The organism is Bacillus sp. JJ1562 (assembly GCF_036962705.1).
Taxonomy (GTDB): Bacteria; Bacillota; Bacilli; order Bacillales; family Bacillaceae_L; genus Ferdinandcohnia.
In genome coordinates this window covers 1-19,621 of the sequence record NZ_JBALOQ010000006.1, presented here as the reverse complement: position 1 = coordinate 19,621, position 19,621 = coordinate 1, and the positions used below count along the sequence as shown (strand labels likewise).

The 19,621-nt window shown below is 36.2% G+C and carries 19 protein-coding genes; 17 read left to right on the top strand and 2 right to left on the bottom strand.

What is annotated here, in order from left to right; all coding sequences use genetic code 11:
- Positions 1-223: 223 nt before the first annotated feature.
- The 6 genes from V7097_RS04415 (at position 224) to V7097_RS04390 (ending at position 5,424) form a co-directional block, all read left to right on the top strand.
- Positions 224-556: a metal-sensitive transcriptional regulator gene (locus tag V7097_RS04415; RefSeq protein ID WP_335702386.1), complete on the top strand. Its 333-nt coding sequence runs from the start codon at positions 224-226 to the stop codon at positions 554-556.
- 75 nt (positions 557-631) lie between these two features.
- Positions 632-838, top strand: coding sequence for a copper chaperone CopZ (gene copZ / locus V7097_RS04410; protein WP_335702385.1), 207 nt, complete (start codon positions 632-634; stop codon positions 836-838).
- Between the two features lie 72 nt (positions 839-910).
- Positions 911-3,346: a heavy metal translocating P-type ATPase gene (locus V7097_RS04405; RefSeq protein ID WP_335702384.1), complete on the top strand. Its 2,436-nt coding sequence runs from the start codon at positions 911-913 to the stop codon at positions 3,344-3,346.
- 103 nt (positions 3,347-3,449) lie between these two features.
- A complete protein-coding gene (locus V7097_RS04400) occupies positions 3,450-4,076 on the top strand; it encodes a nitrite reductase (protein WP_335702383.1) in 627 nt (208 codons plus the stop codon).
- Positions 4,077-4,164: 88 nt separating this feature from the next.
- Entirely contained in the window at positions 4,165-4,788 is a 624-nt protein-coding gene (locus V7097_RS04395; RefSeq protein ID WP_335702382.1) for a DJ-1/PfpI family protein, read from the top strand.
- Positions 4,789-4,863: 75 nt separating this feature from the next.
- Positions 4,864-5,424, top strand: coding sequence for a TVP38/TMEM64 family protein (locus V7097_RS04390; protein ID WP_335702381.1), 561 nt, complete (start codon positions 4,864-4,866; stop codon positions 5,422-5,424).
- Positions 5,425-5,497: 73 nt separating this feature from the next.
- On the opposite strand, the gene V7097_RS04385 is transcribed toward V7097_RS04390, so the two are convergent.
- Positions 5,498-6,628: an NADH-dependent flavin oxidoreductase gene (locus tag V7097_RS04385; protein ID WP_335702380.1), complete on the bottom strand. Its 1,131-nt coding sequence runs from the start codon at positions 6,626-6,628 to the stop codon at positions 5,498-5,500.
- Between the two features lie 14 nt (positions 6,629-6,642).
- Complete coding sequence (locus V7097_RS04380) at positions 6,643-7,398, bottom strand: IclR family transcriptional regulator (RefSeq protein WP_335702379.1); 756 nt, start codon at positions 7,396-7,398, stop codon at positions 6,643-6,645.
- A 376-nt stretch (positions 7,399-7,774) separates the two neighbouring features.
- Between V7097_RS04380 and V7097_RS04375 the strand changes: the two genes are divergently transcribed.
- From V7097_RS04375 to V7097_RS04325, 11 genes are all read left to right on the top strand, one after another.
- The gene (locus V7097_RS04375; RefSeq protein WP_335702378.1) at positions 7,775-9,172 is read left to right on the top strand and encodes a multicopper oxidase domain-containing protein; all 1,398 of its coding nucleotides are present in this window, start codon (positions 7,775-7,777) and stop codon (positions 9,170-9,172) included.
- A 132-nt stretch (positions 9,173-9,304) separates the two neighbouring features.
- Positions 9,305-9,889, top strand: a complete 585-nt coding sequence (locus V7097_RS04370) for a copper resistance CopC family protein (protein WP_335702377.1) — start codon at positions 9,305-9,307, stop codon at positions 9,887-9,889.
- A complete protein-coding gene (locus V7097_RS04365; protein ID WP_335702376.1) occupies positions 9,890-10,987 on the top strand; it encodes a copper resistance D family protein in 1,098 nt (365 codons plus the stop codon).
- A 30-nt stretch (positions 10,988-11,017) separates the two neighbouring features.
- Positions 11,018-11,647 carry a sugar transferase gene (locus V7097_RS04360; protein WP_335702375.1) on the top strand — a complete coding sequence of 210 codons (630 nt, stop codon included), beginning with the start codon at positions 11,018-11,020 and terminating at the stop codon, positions 11,645-11,647.
- A gap of 37 nt (positions 11,648-11,684) precedes the next feature.
- Positions 11,685-12,905, top strand: coding sequence for a glycosyltransferase family 4 protein (locus V7097_RS04355; RefSeq protein ID WP_335702374.1), 1,221 nt, complete (start codon positions 11,685-11,687; stop codon positions 12,903-12,905).
- A 69-nt stretch (positions 12,906-12,974) separates the two neighbouring features.
- Complete coding sequence (locus V7097_RS04350; protein WP_438824195.1) at positions 12,975-14,366, top strand: oligosaccharide flippase family protein; 1,392 nt, start codon at positions 12,975-12,977, stop codon at positions 14,364-14,366.
- Positions 14,367-14,383: 17 nt separating this feature from the next.
- Positions 14,384-15,499 (top strand): UDP-galactopyranose mutase, encoded by a 1,116-nt coding sequence (gene glf, locus V7097_RS04345; RefSeq protein ID WP_335702372.1) that lies wholly within the window; start codon positions 14,384-14,386, stop codon positions 15,497-15,499.
- A gap of 69 nt (positions 15,500-15,568) precedes the next feature.
- On the top strand, positions 15,569-16,810 hold the full coding sequence (locus V7097_RS04340; RefSeq protein ID WP_335702371.1) for a hypothetical protein: 1,242 nt from the start codon (positions 15,569-15,571) through the stop codon (positions 16,808-16,810).
- Between the two features lie 20 nt (positions 16,811-16,830).
- Positions 16,831-17,928, top strand: a complete 1,098-nt coding sequence (locus V7097_RS04335) for a glycosyltransferase (RefSeq protein ID WP_335702370.1) — start codon at positions 16,831-16,833, stop codon at positions 17,926-17,928.
- Entirely contained in the window at positions 17,918-18,805 is an 888-nt protein-coding gene (locus V7097_RS04330; RefSeq protein ID WP_335702369.1) for a hypothetical protein, read from the top strand. Before V7097_RS04335 ends, V7097_RS04330 begins: the two co-directional genes overlap by 11 nt.
- Before the next feature lie 328 nt (positions 18,806-19,133).
- Positions 19,134-19,621 (top strand): hypothetical protein (locus V7097_RS04325; protein ID WP_335702368.1); only part of this gene is annotated, 488 nt, incomplete at its 3' end.

The following is a 19,621-nucleotide window of genomic DNA, read 5'->3' as shown; positions in this document are numbered from 1 at the left end:
TTCACCACTTTTCGATTACGTATACCTTTACTATACATGAAATCAAACTGCCACACTAAGAATAATTTTTGGAAGTTTATTGGTCAAAACAAGTAAAGCTCATATATCTCGACTGAATACCTCATGCTACAACACGCAAAAAAATTTTAGAAAATTAAATATTTCATGCTTTACATACCTTAAGGGGGTATAGTATGATGGAATCAAGTTAGGAGGTTGTGCTATGGAAAACAAAGCTGAAGAAGTAGCTTGTCATCCTGGGGATGCCACGTCTGAACGTAAAAGCCATCATCCTGAACGTGTGAAAAAGGATTTAACCAATCGATTAAATCGTATCGAAGGTCAGATTCGAGGCATTAAAGGAATGATCGATAAGGACGTATATTGTGATGATGTTATTACTCAGATTTCTGCAACACAATCCGCTTTAAATAGTGTGGCCAAAATTCTTTTGGAAGGCCATTTAAAAGGGTGTGTCATTGACCGCCTTTCGGAAGGTGATAATGAAGTCCTAGACGAATTAGTTGTAACCATCCAAAAGCTAATGAAAAAGTAAAATTTTTTAAGTTGTATATACCCCAGTGGAGTATGGAACAATATATTAATCCATTTTTAAAAGGAGAGAAAAAATATGCAAACAGTAACATTAAACGTACAAGGAATGTCATGTGGACATTGTGTAAAGGCTGTAGAAGGTAGCGTTGGCGTGTTAGAAGGTGTTAACGAAGTTAAAGTAAAATTAGATGAAGCTTTGGTTGAAGTAGCCTTTAATGAGTCCCAAGTTACCCTTGATACAATTAAAGAAACAATTGAAGATCAAGGATATGATGTAGAGTAAGAGTGCTTCCATAGCACTCTCTCATTTTCATAAAAATATACCCCTAGGAGGTATAAGGGAGTAGGGAAAATCATGAGTACAGAAGCAATTAAAGCAAGTAAAGTAAAAGAAGCGAGCATTCAAATTACAGGTATGACTTGTGCAGCGTGTGCGACGCGAATCGAAAAAGGGTTAAATAAAATGGAGGGTGTCGAACTGGCATCCGTTAACCTAGCCCTCGAAAAGTCATCGATTAAATATGACCCATCCAAACTAAGTGAAGCAGATTTTGAAAAGAAAATAGAAGCACTAGGCTATGGTGTTGTGAAACAAAAAGCGGAGTTTGATATTACAGGAATGACTTGTGCAGCTTGTTCTACTCGTATTGAAAAAGGGTTAAATAAGATGGAAGGTGTTGCAAATGCAACTGTCAATTTAGCACTTGAAAAAGCAACGATTGAATTTAATCCTTCAGAAATAACCATTGCAGATATTATTGCAAAAGTTGAAAAACTCGGTTACGGTGCACACCAAAAGCAAGAGGATAAAGAACAGGTAGACCACCGCGAAAAGGCAATAAAAGATCAGCAACGAAAATTTATAATATCAGCTATCTTGTCGTTACCGTTACTTTGGACGATGGTAGGGCATTTTTCATTTACATCATTTTTATATGTACCAGACATCTTAATGAATCCATGGATACAAATGATCTTAGCAGCACCTGTACAATTTATTATCGGGAAGCAGTTTTATGTAGGTGCCTATAAAGCACTTCGTAATGGAAGTGCAAACATGGATGTACTTGTAGCCATGGGTACTTCAGCAGCTTATTTTTATAGTGTCTATCAAGCAATTGTTACAGCTGGAACACATCACGCTCCACACCTATATTTTGAAACAAGTGCAGTCCTGATTACACTCATTGTTTTAGGTAAATTATTTGAAGCAAGAGCAAAAGGCCGTTCATCTGAAGCGATCAAAAAATTAATGGGGCTTCAGGCAAAAACAGCTATCGTTGTACGTGATGGAGTTGAAAAAGAAGTACCGTTAGAAGAAGTCGTAATCGGTGACACCATTTTAGTAAAGCCAGGTGAGAAAATTCCAGTAGATGGTGAAGTAATAGAAGGAGCAACAGCTGTTGATGAATCTATGTTAACTGGTGAAAGCTTACCAGTAGATAAAAATGCGGGTGACGTATTATACGGGTCAACGATTAACAAAAACGGTTTTATCAAAATGACGGCAACAAAAGTGGGACGCGACACAGCATTAGCTCAAATTATTAAAGTAGTTGAAGATGCTCAAGGCTCTAAAGCACCGATCCAACGTATGGCGGATAGAATTTCAGGCATTTTTGTTCCAATCGTAGTGGGGATTGCCATACTTACATTCCTCGTATGGATCATTTGGGTAAGCCCGGGAGAGTTTACACCAGCACTTGAAGTGTTGATTGCAATACTTGTTATTGCTTGTCCATGTGCCCTAGGACTCGCAACACCGACTTCTATTATGGCGGGCTCTGGTCGTGCAGCTGAATTTGGGATTTTATTCAAAGGTGGCGAGCATTTAGAACTAACACAAGGTATTGATACTGTAGTAGTCGATAAAACTGGTACTGTAACTCATGGTAAACCGGTTTTAACAGATGTTTTACTTGCAGATGGTCAAGATGAAGGGAAATTTTTATCTCTGATCGGTGCAGCAGAAAAACAATCTGAGCATCCATTAGCACAAGCGATTGTTGAAGGTATCCAAGAAAAAGGCATCGAACTTGGGGATGTTCAATTCTTTGAAGCAATTCCAGGTTATGGTGTCATTGCAACAGTTTCAGGCCAAGGGATTGTGATTGGTACACGTAAACTTATGCAGCAATACGGGATTGATATACAATCGGTTTTACCAACGATGGAAAAGTTAGAGAGTGATGGTAAAACAGCAATGTTAGCTGGTATTAATGGACAGTACGCAGGATTAGTTGCTGTTGCGGATACCGTTAAAGATACATCTAAAGAAGCTGTCCGTCGCTTACATGACATGGGCATTCATGTCATTATGATGACTGGTGATAATGAGCGTACAGCACAAGCTATTGGTAAAGAGGTTGGCGTTGATTCTGTTATTGCGGAAGTACTTCCTGAAGGTAAAGCAGAAGAAGTGAAAAAGTTACAACAACAGGGTAAAAAAGTGGCGATGGTCGGTGACGGTATTAATGACGCACCAGCACTTGCTACTGCTGATATTGGAATGGCCATTGGTACAGGGACAGATGTTGCAATGGAAGCGGCGGATATTACACTTATTCGTGGTGATCTCAATAGCATTGCCGATGCGATATTAATGAGCCGCAAAACAATGCGAAATATTAAACAAAACTTATTCTGGGCATTTGCCTATAACACTATTGGGATTCCGATTGCTGCAATAGGATTACTCGCTCCATGGGTGGCAGGTGCAGCGATGGCGTTCAGTTCTGTATCAGTTGTATTAAACGCATTACGATTACAAAGAGTAAAATTAAAAAATTAAAGTCACTGTTAGCTCTAGAGTAAGCTATGATAACGAGGTTTACTCTAGAGTATTCATACTTGAAAATATTTCGGGAAATAGATTTTAGGATGTGAGAATGAGGATGGATCAAAAAGAAAAAAAGGTCAAATTGGCTGTGAACGGCGGAATATCATTCGGAGCAAAATTAAATGCGAAACAACTGGTTGTCATTGCTGAGTACATGAATGATGGTGATGAACTGGAGTTAACAACTTTCCAACAACTATACATTGATGTATTAGAGAGTGAAATCGAATTCGTTAAAGAAAAATTTAAGGAAGTCGGATTGTCCTGTTACCCAGTAGGGAATTTTGTAAAAAGCTTAAGAACCTGCAATTTTTGTAAAGGCGCGGAAGAAGAAGGGATGCCTGTGGCCATAGAACTAAATAAGCGAATAGCGGGAAAACCAGCTCCATTTACACTTCGCCCAGCCTATACAGGATGTCCAGTTGGTTGTGGTGAACCTTTAGTTAATGATATCGGTGTAATCAAAGTAAGAGACGGATATGATTTATATATTGGTGGTAAAGCAAAAGGAAAAGATGCTAGAACAGGTACTTTATTAATGGAGCAGCTAACCCCAGAACAACTTTATGAAGTTGTTGAGAAAATAATAAATATCTATGCAGAACAAGGCAAGAAAAGAGAACAATTTTCCAAATTTGTAACACGTTATGGTTTAGAAAACATAAAAGAGTCAGTTATATAAATTTTCTAAATCACCTTCAAATGGTTCCGTTCAAGGGATTAAAAATGAAACTATTAGAAAAATAGTTTCAGATAAAGGGGATAAGAAAATGAAAAAGCGAAAGGTTGGTATATTACTGTTTGACTTTGTGGATATTTTAGATTTTGCTGGTCCTGCTGAAGTTTTATCATTAACAGCTAATAACAAAGCCGAACAAGCATTATCCCTTTACAAAAAGCATTTACTACCAACAAGACCATTCGAAGTATATACGCTTTCGGAAACAGGAATGGAAATTACTACTCATTCAGGCATAAAAGTAAAACCTGACTTTAGCATTGATAGTAGTCCAGAATTAGATATTCTAATAGTTCCTGGTGGACCTTTAAGAGCAGTACAGTCAATAGCTAAAAACCAGAAAATCATAGATTGGATTATTACTCGTAAAAGCATTGATTATATATGCTCAGTTTGCACCGGATCATACATATTAGGTGAAACTGGCTTGTTAGATGGAAAGAAGGCAACCACCCATCATTTAGCATTGAAATTGTTACAAGAAAAATATCCTGAGATTGAAGTTTTATCCGACAGAAAAGTAGTACAGGATGGTAACATCATATCCTCTGGTGGAGTTACTTCAGGAATTAATATGGCACTATATCTTGTTGAGCAAACTATGGGGGGATCTACAGCTGAAAGAACTGCCAAAACGATCGAATTTATAATGTGAACTAAATGATAGCTTTAGATAAATAAAGGTTCGTCTTGTATATCAAGATGTGGCCCATGTACGCGGAGGAAGAGTATGCAAGATTGGCTAGTGGAGGTTCTGGTTAACTATAAAGAATTCGCAGTTATAGTCAGTTTGCTGGTTAATATAGTAATCAGCATTTTTGGCTTTATTCCCAGTGTTTTTATTACAGCTGCCAACCTACTAGTCTTTGGTTTTTGGGAGGGAACCCTCATTTCTTACTTAGGAGAAACAATAGGTGCCATAGTCTCTTTTTGGCTATACCGAAAGGGTTTTAAAAGGTATGTGGGACAAAAGCTGGATAAATATCCACAGATATCAAAACTCCTTGACACAAATGGGAAGGATGCCTTTTTTCTAATCCTTTCTTTACGATTATTACCTTTTGTACCGTCTGGTTTAGTGACCTTTACCTCCGCAATAGGTGAAGTGTCGTTAATCGTTTTCATATTTGCAAGCTCAATCGGAAAGATTCCATCACTACTAATTGAAGCATATTCAGTGAACCAAGTAACCAACTGGACAACAGAAGGAAAGCTCGTCTTAACAATCCTTTCGATAGCAGGGATAATCTATTTATTAAGAAATATAAGTAAAAAACAAAAAGAAAAATAAGTGGGTCACGGGGACAGGTACCGTGACCCACTTACGCTTATAATCTGGGACAACGAACCTGTCCCTTAAGTCCCTATCGTACTACCGGAAACCATCCTTCGATTTCTAAAATTAATTTCCATAAAGGTGTAGGAATAATGGCTTTGTGTTGATCAGATGTTGATAGTTGGTATCTGATTGTTTCTTCTTCATCATTTTGAACTTTTTCTACCCAATGTGGATCAACTACAAGTGTTCGTCCGAGTGCGACAAAGTCTGTTTGCCCTTTCTCATATACAAGCGCTGCTTCATCCGGTGTATGAATGTTTCCAACACCAATAACAGGCACACGTCCACCATTATATTCTGAAATTAATTCTGTACGTGATTTTTCGCTATCGATTCCTCTACGTGGCTTTGCCCAAGCATTTGTTGTAGCAATATGAATATAATCAATATCTGCATGAATTAATTCGTCAAGTAATTCAAATGTTTCTTTCATGGTAATACCTGGAGTTTCAGGCTCTTCAGGTGAAAAACGATAACCAATTAAGAATGGTTTTGTTGCATGTTCTTTGATTACTTGCTTTACTTTATCAATTAATTTTATTGCGAATAAATAGCGATTTTCGAACTCATCTGTTCGGTGATTCGAATGTGGTGAAACAAACTGTTGTAGTAAATAACCTGTTGCACCGTGCAATTCTACTCCGTCAAACCCAGCTTCAATAGAACGGCGTGTTGCTTCGCCAAAGTCATCTATAATTTCATATACTTCCTCAGTTGTTAATGCTCTAGGTGTTTGCTCGACACTATAAAAACCACGGTCTCCAAGGGGGGAGACAGCACTTGCACTTACAGTTTCTCCATTTGGAACAAGTCTTGGAACTGCCAATCGCCCTCCATGATAAAGTTGAACAACTCCCTTTGCTCCACCAGAGTGAATAACATCTGCTAATTTGGAAAGACCGTGGGTAGTCCCATCGTGATCAATCCCCATTTGCCCCTCAAAGCCTTTACCATTTTTCGAAACGTATGCACAGGCTGTAATAATCGTTCCCACACCATTTGCACGCTCTCCGTAATATGCAAGTTCTTCTTGGGAAACAAAGTCATTTTCATCTGCAGAAAAAGTTGTCATTGGTGCCATCATGAGACGGTTTTTTACATGGACACCACTCTTAAATGTGAAATCTTGAAATAAGTTTTGATATTTACTAGTCATGGAATTCCTCCGGATTAATGTATATTAACTAAGGTTTCTATTTCTGTTGTTATGGCTTTACTGCCTGCATGTAGCTTTGTAGAAATGTGTTTAAGATTGCTACGAGAAATTTGTTCGGCAGGCGCTGCAATTGCTAGAGCAGCAATTACCTCCTTATTTCGAAAAACTGGAACAGCCACACAACGGATTCCGACAATCCGTTCCTCATCATCAAACGCATATCCATCCTCATGTATAGCTTTTAAATGATAACGGAATAGTTGCGAATCTTGAAACGTATTTTTTGTTGCTTTTTCAAGTGACAATTTATTCAATGTGAAAGCTAGTGATTCTTCATCTAAATTAGCTAAAATTACCTTACCCAAAGCGGATTGATGTAGTTTTGAACGATTCCCAATTTCTTCTTCAGTCGACTCTTGAAATGGAGCGTGTACTACCTGTGTCATCACAAGATCGGTTCCGTCCACTTTTCCAATATATGTGCTCATCTGCAAATCTTTTGCAACTTGATAAATCGAGCGTAAGGAAGCCCAATCCATTTCTGAACGCTTCTCGAAACTTTCGCAAAACATTTTATGATGAATAAAATATTGAGTTTGAAGCTTATATACATATCCCATTTCTTCAAGGGTTGTTAACATCCGAAAAGCTGTCGATTTACTTAAATCCAGTTCATCCATCACTTCTTTTAACGTAATACCTTTACGTTGTTTTACTAATTCTAAAACGAGAAGTCCTTTTTTAAATGTGGAAACCTCATTCTTTGCCATTTCATCACCTCAGTCTCCTGATAGTATAGATGTTTTAGATTTTTAACTCAAAATTTAAAGTCGGGGTTTCATTATATGAAACTTAACAATTAATGGATTAAAATTGGGTTGTTCTCAAAGGTCACTCTTATGACTTTTGGAACAGCCCATTTTTATATGTGTTTAATAGGAAAGATACGGAAAAAAATGACTATTATTGACTAAATTCAACAAAATTTGGTGCTAGAAAGTGCCTAAATATTAGTTTGCTGATCTGATTGTAGTAAATTGTCTACTGATATTCGTATACTTTGGAATAATCATAACTTAGTATTATTAATAGAGTAGTTCAAAACAACTATATGAATAGGTGAATAGTCCGCAAAGGAGGAAAAATATGGCCGTTGATAATCCAAAATATCACATCCCTCGACGTTCCGTTGTTGGACATGAAGGTGAATGGGTAAAATCCTTTAATCCGCCTAGAGAAGAGCCTCCTACTCCTGAGCTTATCCTGCCCACAAATCCAGTACCTGCTTTTGTGGCTGAAAATGTACCTGGAGCTACCATGCCACCACAATACTGGTCTGAAGATGAATTATTTGATGAAGATGAGGAACACGAAGAACATGAGGAGCATGAGGAAAACCATCAGGAGATCTATCCAAATACACTTAGAGTAAATTTAATGCGTACTCGTTCTATCCAAATGTGGGATGGAAATGAGATTGAATTTTTCCTTATTGGGAATCCGGATGTCCCTGTAGCGGCAAATGGAACATTTCCGGCTCCAACGATTCGTATCCCTCGAGGGGTCATCTTTCATGGTGCAGTATATGGTTACGGGCATTCCCCTCATACGATTCACTGGCATGGAATTGAACCTACTGCAATGAATGACGGAGTTGGACATACCTCCATGGAGATCGGACATTATACGTATCAGTTTCAACCAAACCACATTGGAAGTTATTTTTACCATTGCCATCGGAATACTTTTCAGCATTTTGAGTATGGCCTTTACGGATTCTTGATTATTGAACCCCCAGATGCCTATGATCCGGCTGATGGCAAAAATGTAGGTGGTTATCCGAGACGAACGGCTGCAGACCTTGGTAAATTTACTGAATTTTCCGGATTTATCGGTGGCGATTTGGAAAGTGGAGATCCACATGCAATGACCGTACCTTATGATGTGGAAGCACTATGGGTAATCGATGACATTGATTCTACTTGGCGTGAAGAGGCTGATCATGGGCGCCATACTTTTGCTGTCCACGGGGATAAGCCAGGAGTTAACGATGAATTTTTTATGCGACCAGGAGGAAATGGATTCTTCTCCTTTCATGATTACAACCCTGATTATTTTGTTGTAACAGGTGTGAATTTTCCAGGTAGGGTTGGAAGCACTGTAGCCATCCAGCCTGAAATAACAATCCCTCCAGATCTGAATAGTGGTGTAACAGGAATGCAGGTGTCTATTAATGCTACGACAAATCAAAACGTTCTTGTACGTATCCTTTGCGCGGCGTACACAAAGATCAAAGTTACCTTCCCTTTTGATGTTGTTGTGATTGCCGCTGATGGGAGAGCTTTAGGGGTACCACCCTTTGGCAATTACAATCATCCATATTCAGTTAAAGCCGGAACTCCAATTGAATTATGTACTGCTCAGCGTAGAGATGTCTTATTTAGAACGAAGGAAAAGATAAATGCCTATGCTCAGGTCGAGTATAGACATCATTTAAGCGAAAATTTCCTCCTTAGAGGGAGGATTCCAATTATCGTAACGTAGTGAATAACTACTTAAGGATAGTGCTTTTATATCATAAAATATCCACCTCATTCATATATACATTACTAATATGTTTAGCTTCCATCCTATTGAAGCAATATAGAGTGGTTTTACTTTTAGGGAGTTGTTTAAATGATTAAGAGAGTTATAACGATATTTGTTCTTCTGTTTGTATTTACTTCAAATCAAGTGTTTGCTCATACTGCATTAAAGGAATCTTCACCGAGTGATGGTCAAGTGGTAAAAGAACCATTGCAAGAAATTTCGTTGGTATATGAAACAAAAATTGAACAGACAAGTAAGTTTGAAGTTATGAATTCTAATGGAGAATCTGTAAGCTTTGAGAGCTTTATAATTGAAGAAGACTTAATGAAAGGTTCATTCTCTCAATCATTAGAAAATGGAAGTTATAAAGTTGTATGGAAAATAGTAGGTGCAGATGGACATATAATTGATGGAGGGTTTTCATTTACAGTCGATGCACCTGTTGAGGAAACACCAGCAGAAGATAAAACAGAAAATCAAACAGACAATATAAAAGAAGAAAATATAGAGAAAAATGTTGATAATCAAAAGGAAGATGTAAAAGTAGAAGAACCGAAAACTAATCAGGAATCGGAACAAACGATGCCAAATTATTTAATCCCAACTATTGTATTCATTTTGTTAATAATTGGAGCTGGATTGTTCTGGTGGTTAGTAAGGAGGAAGAAGTAATTGTTGGTTTTAGGAGTTATTAGTGACCTTCTACTATATCTATGTTTCTCAGTTCTTATCGGAACTCTTATATTATATTTTGTTCCGAAAGAGATACGACCAGAGATCCATGTTTCAAGAAAGGTTCTATTAATTTCGATTATAGGAATAGTGATTTTATCATTTATGCAGCCCTTGCAATTAATTTTAGCGTTTTATAAAGATACTGGATTAAGTAATACAATTCATTCAGTTTTATTTACATTTGAGGTTGGAAAAGTTTGGATTCTAACAGTTGCATATTCGCTAATCATATTCATCTATCTCATCATGTTTGATATTAAAAAGAAAGCATCGTATTCATACATTGGTCTTTTAATTACTGTTGGTTTAATATTTGCAGTTTGTTGGGGAAGCCATGCTAGTTCCATGGTAGGCTATTCTGGGTTTCTAGCTCATTCTTTTCATTTTCTAGCGGTATGTGTATGGATTGGAATTTTATTTGTCGCTGGATGGCTCTCAACTAATTATAATAATTGGGAAAAATTTCTAAAATGGTTTACTCCTATTGCAATCCTTTGTGTACTGACAACCTTTGTAACAGGACTATACTTAATGAAGTTAGTAGTAGGATTTGATGAGTATACGAATGCATGGAAACTAACATATGGTCAAGCGCTTTTGCTAAAACACATTTTCATTATACCTTTGCTTGCCTTTGCATTTATTAATAGCATTTTAATAAGAAGAAGATTGAAGAATGATATTACTTTCAACCCTATACCTTGGATAAAGACAGAAAGTTTGGTTGTTCTATTCATATTCACTGCAACCTCTGTTTTAGGAAACACAGCACCGCCAAGTGATTTTGAGACTATATTTGCACTTGAAGGTCCATCAAAGCTATTTGATTTTTTTTATCCTGGGAATATAACCGCTGAAATGGGTGTTTTTTTATCATTTGGTTTCAACAGTATTAGTTTGTTATTAGTAGCACTGTTCTTTATTAGCTTATCTATTTTAGCATTTATCAAAAAAGCGTCATCTTTCTTATCTTTTAACTTAAGTGTAGTAAGTGTTTTAACGTTATATTTATCATTAATGCTCAGTATCCAGTAACATTTAGGTGTTTGTTCTAGAGGTGAATATATGAAAATTATTAATGAAAATGTTAAAACAATAACCTTTCCTACAAAAAGAAACTCTTATTTCTATTATAAACAGCAAATGGATATTTTGATTAGTATTGCTACATTAGTTATTCTTTGCCCTGTGTTTTTGCTTATAAGTATTCTAATCAAATTTGATTCAAATGGACCAGTATTTTTTATTCAAGAACGAATTGGCGAATCGGGCAAACCTTTTAATATCATCAAGTTCCGAACGATGTATATTGATGCAGAGAAAAATGGGCCACAGTTGGCCAATAAAAACGACTTGCGTATTACTAGGGTTGGTTATTTTCTGAGAAAACATCGTTTAGATGAAATTCCTCAGTTAGTTAATGTGATTAAAGGAGAGATGTCTCTAATTGGTCCGAGGCCGGAAAGAATGGTTTTTGTTGAGGAGTTTGAAAGTGAACTTCCCCATTTCAGGGAGCGGTTAAGAGTAAAGCCTGGAATTACAGGATGGGCTCAAATAAATGGAGGATACGAATTAACCCCTAAGGAAAAGCTTAATCTGGATCTATTTTATATAGAAAAAATATCCCTGTTGCTAGATACGAAGATTGCTATAAAGTCCATCCTTGTTATTCTTTTCGCAAAAGGCTGGAGGTAAATATGAAGTATGAGCTGTATAAAGGGGATCTTGGAATATGGATACCAACAAGAAAGTATTAATATACATGAGTGAAAGAAACTTAAAGCCGATCGGAGGACCCGCAGGCTATTTATTAAACTTAAAAATGGGATTATTGAAACTGAAAGTTGAAAATGTGGAATTCCTGAGAACAGAAAATAGTAACCTAAAATTGAAAATGATATTTGATAAATTGCCTTTCTCAGTTAGGATATTTTACCAAGCAATCAAACGGTATCTATTTTTTCACAAACTGTTTGGAAAGACTGAGCATGGAGCTGCTGTTGAACTTAATGACTATGATTATGTTCATTTTCATAGTACTCCATCTATGTATGCTGTTCGTGACAGTCTTAAGGAATATAAAGGCAAAGTTATTTTAACCTCTCACACTCCAAAACCATGTCACCTAGAGATCATTCAAGATACTTTGACTGATATCGAAAGGAAGATTTATAAAAAAAGATGGCGCAATATTATGGAAATTGATGAATTTGCGTTTAACAAAGCCGATTATATTGTTTTTCCTTGTGAAGAAGCGGAAGAGCCATATCGAAATAATTGGAAAAACTACAATTATATAAAAGAACGAAATTTTAATAAATATAGATATCTCTTGAGCGGGATTAAGCCCTGTTCACCCAAATCAACTAGAGTAGAAGTATTAAAAAAATATAATATACCTGAAAATGCATTTGTTGTTTCATATGCTGGTAGACACAATGAAACGAAGGGGTATGATCATCTAAAAAAAATAGGTGAAGAAATATTAGCAGAAAATGAGGATACTTATTTCTTAATTGCAGGAAATGAAGCTCCACTTACCGGCTTGAATCACAAAAGGTGGGTTGAGGTGGGATGGACTAATGATCCACACTCTCTAATTTCAGCTTCGGATGTTTTTATTCTGCCTAATAAAGAAACCTATTTTGATCTTGTGATGCTAGAAGTATTATCCTTAGGAAACGTGATTATTGCAAGTAATACAGGAGGAAACAAATACTTTAGCAAAATAAAGGCAAAGGGTGTTTTACTATATGATTCAAAAGATGAAGCAATCAAACTAATTAACGATGTAAAACGACTATCAAGTCTAGAAAAAGTTAAATTGGAGAAAGACAATAAAAAACTATTCCAGGAGAACTTCACAATGGAAGCATTTAGTAAACAGTATATCAACATGATTAATAAGTTGGATAGTAATCAATGTAATGGTCGCAGTGATCCCGAAACGTAGGGAACCTTTATGAGCAAATTAATATCAAATTATTTATATAATACCATTTATCAATTTTTGTTATTAGCATTGCCGGTCATCACTATCCCGTATTTATCAAGGGCACTTGGACCAGAAGGGATTGGGATGAATGCTTACTCGTTATCGGTTGTCCAAATTTTTGTGCTCTTTTCCGTAGTTGGTATACCTCTATATGGCAATCGACAAATAGCATCAGCTAAGGATAGTGGTCAAGGAAAATTATCAAGGGAATTTTGGAGTCTCTATCTCATTCAAATTGTAACTTCGCTTATTGTAATGATTATTTACCTCTTGTTTGTCTTCTTAACTATAGATAATTATCGATCGATCTTTATTTCTCAATTATTCATTTTGCTCGCTTCGATGATTGATATCTCATGGTTCTATATAGGGTTAGAAGAATTAAAGAAAACAATAATTAGGAATGCAACGGTACGAATAGTATCTTTGCTATTAATCTTTATTTTTATAAAACAACCAGATGATTTACTAAACTATATGTATATAAATGGAATAACTCAGTTTATTGGACAAGCTGTATTATGGGTTCATCTTAATAAATATGTAAAACCAACAAGAATAAAACGTACTGATATCATTAGACATTTAAAACCAATGTTCATTATTTTCTCATCGCAAATAATTATCCATGTATATATTGTTTTGGATAAAGTACTTCTAGGTGTCTTCGTTAATGAAAAGGAAGTAGGCTTTTATGAGCAAGCATTAAAAATAATAAATCTATCCCTTAGTTTTATTTTTTCATTAGGAATAGTCATGCTTCCAAGGATAGCTTCAGAATTTTCTAGAGGGAATCATGAGAAAATTAAGCATTATAATCATTTCTCCATGAAGTTCATTCTTTTTTTAACCTTGCCTTTGATGGTGGGAATGGCTAGCGTAGCCGATACACTCGTACCATGGTTTCTTGGGCCTGGTTATGAAAAGGTTGTCATATTAATAGTTATTATGAGTCCTATTATTGTATTTATTGGTTTTTCTAACTTATTTGGCATCCAAATCTTATTGCCAACCCAGCAACAAAATAAATTAACTATTTCCGTCGCAGTTGGTGCAGCAGTCAGTATTATCGTTAACATCCTTTTAATTAAAAAATATGAAAGCTTGGGTACTGCCATTGCTACACTTATTGCTGAAGCAAGTGTGATGCTTGTTCAATTCCTTTATGTATTTAAACTTATCGAACTAAAGGAATTGATGAAATCCTTTATGAAATATGGTCTCCTATCTGCTCTTATGGGTCTTGTAGTATTTATCATGGGTTATTTCCTACATAACGCCACTTTATTGGTTCCTTTAATCCAAGTTGGAGCTGGTATTTTCATCTATCTCGGAATACTGCTGCTGATAAAGGACGATTTTTTATTTAGTATTATTAATAAGGTTTCGAATGGAAGAATTAGAAAAACGGGGGATTAGATGGGATGGTTTAAAAAATGTATGATTATTTAATTGTTGGTGCTGGTTTATTTGGTTCAGTATTTGCCTATGAAGCAACTAAGCAGGGGAAGAAATGCCTTATCATCGACAAGCGTGACCATGTGGGTGGAAATGTCTATACAGAAAATATTGAAGGAATAAATGTACATAAATATGGTGCACATATTTTTCACACGAATAATAAAAAAATCTGGGATTATGTAAATAGTTTTGTGGAGTTTAATCGATTTACTAATTCTCCACTGGCTAATTATAAAGGTGAAATCTATAATTTACCATTTAATATGAATACCTTTAACCAACTTTGGGGTGTTGTATCCCCTCAGGAGGCTAAAGAGAAAATTGCGGAACAAAAGCGAAAAGCTGGAATAACGGAACCAAAGAATTTGGAGGAACAAGCAATTTCACTTGTTGGAACAGATGTTTACGAAAAATTAATTAAAGGCTACACCGAAAAACAGTGGGGTAGGGATGCAAAGGATTTGCCGGCCTTTATCATTAAACGGATTCCCGTTCGGTTTACATTTGATAATAATTATTTTAATGATCGTTTTCAAGGAATACCAGGAGGTGGGTATACTCCTATCATTGAAAAAATGCTACTTGGAAGTGATATTATTCTTAATGTGGATTTTTTTGTCAACCGCGATTTACAAGCCATAGCGAAAAAAACAGTATTTACAGGAATGATAGATCAATATTTTGATTATCAGTATGGGGTATTGGAGTATCGAAGTCTTCATTTTGAAGTGAATGTATTAGAGGAAACAGACAATTATCAAGGTAATGCGGTTATAAATTATACGGATGCTGATACCCCGTTTACAAGAATTATTGAGCATAAGCATTTTGAGTTTGGCTCACAAGAGAAAACGGTTATTACAAAGGAATATCCTTCTGAATGGAAACCTGGGTGTGATCCCTATTATCCAATCAATGATAAGAAGAACAATTCTTTATATAAAATGTATAAAGCTCTAGCTGATAAAGAGAATAATGTAATATTTGGGGGCAGATTGGCATCGTATAAATATTATGACATGCACCAAGTAATTGGTGAAGCGCTTACGGCGGTGGCAAAGGAATTAGGGTCTGGAGTGAGTATTGGATAGATTAGGGAATGGGGAAAATCTATGGTCAATCTGTGCAATTTCCTTGTTTTTTTATGGGGAACCTTTTGGGTGTTTAAAGCAGTTTCTAGTATTCTACAAGGTTCTAGATATTCAATTAATTTTATCATGATCATCTTTTACGTTTTTTATTTTATCCCAATAGGATTGGATATTGTATTTGGTATTCCAGTTTATACTTATGAAACAAGTTTTATATTGGCATCCCATGACACTAAAACCTCGCTTATTTACAATATATTTATTGCTATGGTACCAGTCATATGGTCCTACACTGCTATTTCCCGGGTGAACAGGGTAGGTATAGCTTTAAAAAATAAACAACCGATTTCCATGATTATTTATATTATTGGGCTTCTGAGCCCGATTCTTTTATTACTATTTTCTCCAAGCCCTTTTATGTATGAACAGTATGGAAGGGCTGTTCAGGGGTTTCCAACTCTTGAAGCCGGAGCCTACCATGCTTTTATAAGTGGTGCAACCTTTTTGAGTGCAATTTCTTACTTTCTTCTATTAATAGAAAATAAGAGGAGAGAGTGCATATTCGTAATTCTTTTTGGCACTCCGTTTCTATTTATCAGTATTTGGTTGAATGGAAAAAGGGGAATTGTTGCTTTGATACTGGTGCTTTTAATCTATGCTTTATGGAAAAGGAATGTACTACGACCAATTAACCTATTACTTGTTACTATCGTTTTTACAGGAATGCTCCTTTCATTTTCTTCGTTGTACCAGCAGACGTTTCGTTATAACATGCTACAAATAAATAATTGGGAGGAAGTTTACCAAAATTTACGGGTTGATATGGGGCGTGACGATGTAACAAAGATGGCTATTTACGCGCAAGTTTCCCCTGAAAAATTGGAGATACTTGATCATCCCTTCCAGAGTTATTTGTTTACAGTGATAATGTTTGTACCAAGAGAATTATGGAGTGGAAAACCGTGGCCATATGCAGTATATGCTACATCTGCCCTCCTGCAAATACCAAATCAATACGTTGGATGGAGTATGACAACGGGAATATTAGATGAAACAATTGCCAATGTTGGCTGGCTCGGATTTTTGTTAGGACCATTAATTATTTCATGCGTCGTTAGGATAGGTGACCGTAATCAGACGACCGTTATTCAGTTATTTACCATTTTAGTAGGTAGCTTAATGCTAGTACTACAGATTGCTGCTTTTGCTCCGATTTTTCTCTTATGGATCCTTCTCGTCGGATGGCAGATGTTAAGAAGAAATCGACAAGCCTTACCTAATGACGAGAAAGATAGGTTTGCTAAAATTTAATCAGGTAGGGAGTGTGAGACATGACACAAAGTGTAATGTTACTTATCTTAAATTCATCCTATGGTGGGGCAGAGAAGCATGTTATGGATATAGTAAACCATATGGATTGCGATAAAGTGAAATTAACAGTGATCGCTCCTACAGGTTCTAAATTAGTTTCTTTTATCCGGAAGGCAAACCCTAAAGCTGTGATTTATGAAGTGGATCGTGGTTTAAAAAGTATATGGAAAATCATGCATCTTTTGAATACAACGCAACCAGATATCCTGCACCTTCATAGTCCACGAGCAACTTTCATAGGTATCATTGCGGCAAAACTAGCCATTCATAAAGCAACCGTTATGGCAACAGCTCATGGTTGGATACCGGACCGTTTACGGATGAGATATCTCTATGAAAAAATATTTGTCTATGCAGTCAATCATTGCGATCGGATTATTGCTGTTTCCGGTCATGTAAAAGAATTGCTGATGGATCATGACATTAAAGGTGAGAAAGTCTCAATCAATCATAACGGTATTAAAATTATGCCTACGGTGCAACCTGTAGTGCCAGACCAAAAGATAAGAAAATTTGTTTTTCTTGGCCGCTTTATAGAAGAAAAGGGCATTATGTATCTTCTTCAAGCAATTGAACATCTCGAACAATCAAGATGTCCTAAATTTAGTGTCGATCTTTATGGGGAGGGACCGATGCTTGAAATCATCCGCCAAACAATCAAGGAAAAAAAGCTAAAATCAGTTAAGTTGTATGGGTTTGTCCCACCTGAGGACGTCGTACCTTGCATAAACAACTATGATGTTTTCCTCATTTCCTCAATACAGGAGGGGTTTCCCTATACTCTTATAGAGGCATTATCAGCGGGTGTAATGGTCATTAGCACAGATGTTGGGGGGATAAATGAAGCCTTAATTGATGGGGGTAATGGCTATTTAGTACGTTCAAAGGATTCAACGTCTCTTGCGAAAGCAATGGAAAAAGCTATCGAATTATCGAATGAAGAACTATACGAATTTAAAGAACGTGCCAGACAATCTAGCTATAATTTTACTGTTGAGCAAATGACGTTAAAATTGGCTGAAGATTATGGAACAACAAAGGTGGTGAGTGGTCATTAGTCACATTGTTTATGCAATATTAGCCCATAACCATCTAGCAAGTTTGGAGGATTTAATTGACAGCTTGCGAGTGTTATCGCCTGGGAATAGGGTGGTGTTGTTTAATGGTGGAACAGACAAGGAGTTCGGTGAAAATATTTCTGTCGATCATTGTCCATACAGCTTGCCTTTGAAGCATGGGAAACTGGCTAATTTTCATTACGGTGTGATGAAAATGCTTGAAAATGAAAAGTACAATTATGATTTTTTGGTAACACTGGACTCGGATATGCTGCTGACTAAACCAGGATTTTCAGAGTTTTTGGACCATACTATGGCTGATTCATTGTATATGGGAGTTAATTTGCAGAAAATCGAAAAAGGTACAGATTGGATCATTGGCAGGCGTTTTTTATATAAGTGGCCGAAGAGATTCAAGCATTTTTTTGAAATTGAAACTCCCTATGGAAGCTTTAATCCAGGTCAGGTGTTCCGACGAGAATATGTGAGCCACTTCGTAAATGATCCTATGACAGGAGCATTAATGAAAGCAGTAGAGAAATCTAAACTAGCTGCTTTAGAGGAAGTTATTTATGCTACCTATGCTGTCAAAATTCAAGGAAATCCAATTTGTAATCCAGGCTCTCATGCAATGGTGCATCGAAGGCATCTATTGAATGAAATCCAGGAGTACCTACAAGATCCTAGTGTGTATTTCGTACATAAAGTCGGAATGGATGTTAATGACCCAGATAGGGTTTTTTTACAACAAATTAGACAAAGGAAAGTACCTGATATTCAAAGTATATCAGAAGATTATGTTAAGCAGTTTCAACCTACATATATACAACAAACCTTAACTCGTTTGAAGGATCTGTATATACGAGTTTTTGTTTGAACTTTCTTAAAAACGAATATCTACTATGATGAAACAATAATTAATTAAGTTTGGTATTTCTAGTTTCTCATTTACATCCTAGAACTGTGAATATAGGTAAATGTTGAATCTGTCCGGTTTTTATTTTTGATGATAGGGAGTTTTTTGTCAAATCTTATACAATTTTAGCTAAATAAAACGTTCGTTATATAGTAAGTTCTGCCTGTTTTAAGAGTATAATAGTACTTAAGAATTAGACATTTATCAATATGCCAAATGTACCCTTTTTAGTCATCAAGTCGTTTTTATGTCTAAAATCTTATGAATATATTAAAAAGGAGGAGAGTTGGTGGGAAAGAGGACTCGCATTATGAATAAAACTGTTGCAATCCTGATGGTATTTTTATTAATAGCGACAGCTTTTATTCAATCTGTAAGTGCAATAGAAAGTAATACTACAGTTGAAAGTTCTGAATCAACGGAAGTAGAAGAAGGTAAGGCGAACGTTGAAGGTTCTGAACCAGCAAGCGCAATAACAACCAGCCCGAATGTATTAGGAAATCTAATGAAAAATGGGAATCCGCTGTCAGGAATAAATTTAAGTATTTATAATTCTACAATAGATAGCTGGTATAACGCAGTAACGGAAACAAATGGGGACTTTGGTTTTGCTGTACCAGATGGAGAATACGAATTACTAGGAGTCTGGGTTGATTCTGAATCGAAATGGTATCCTCATGTCGTATCGTTTACGGTACAAGGTGGTAAAGTAAACAATCCTGATCTATTACATATAGATCTTTCAGAGAAGGCATCAAATGTAGCTGGATCGGTCGT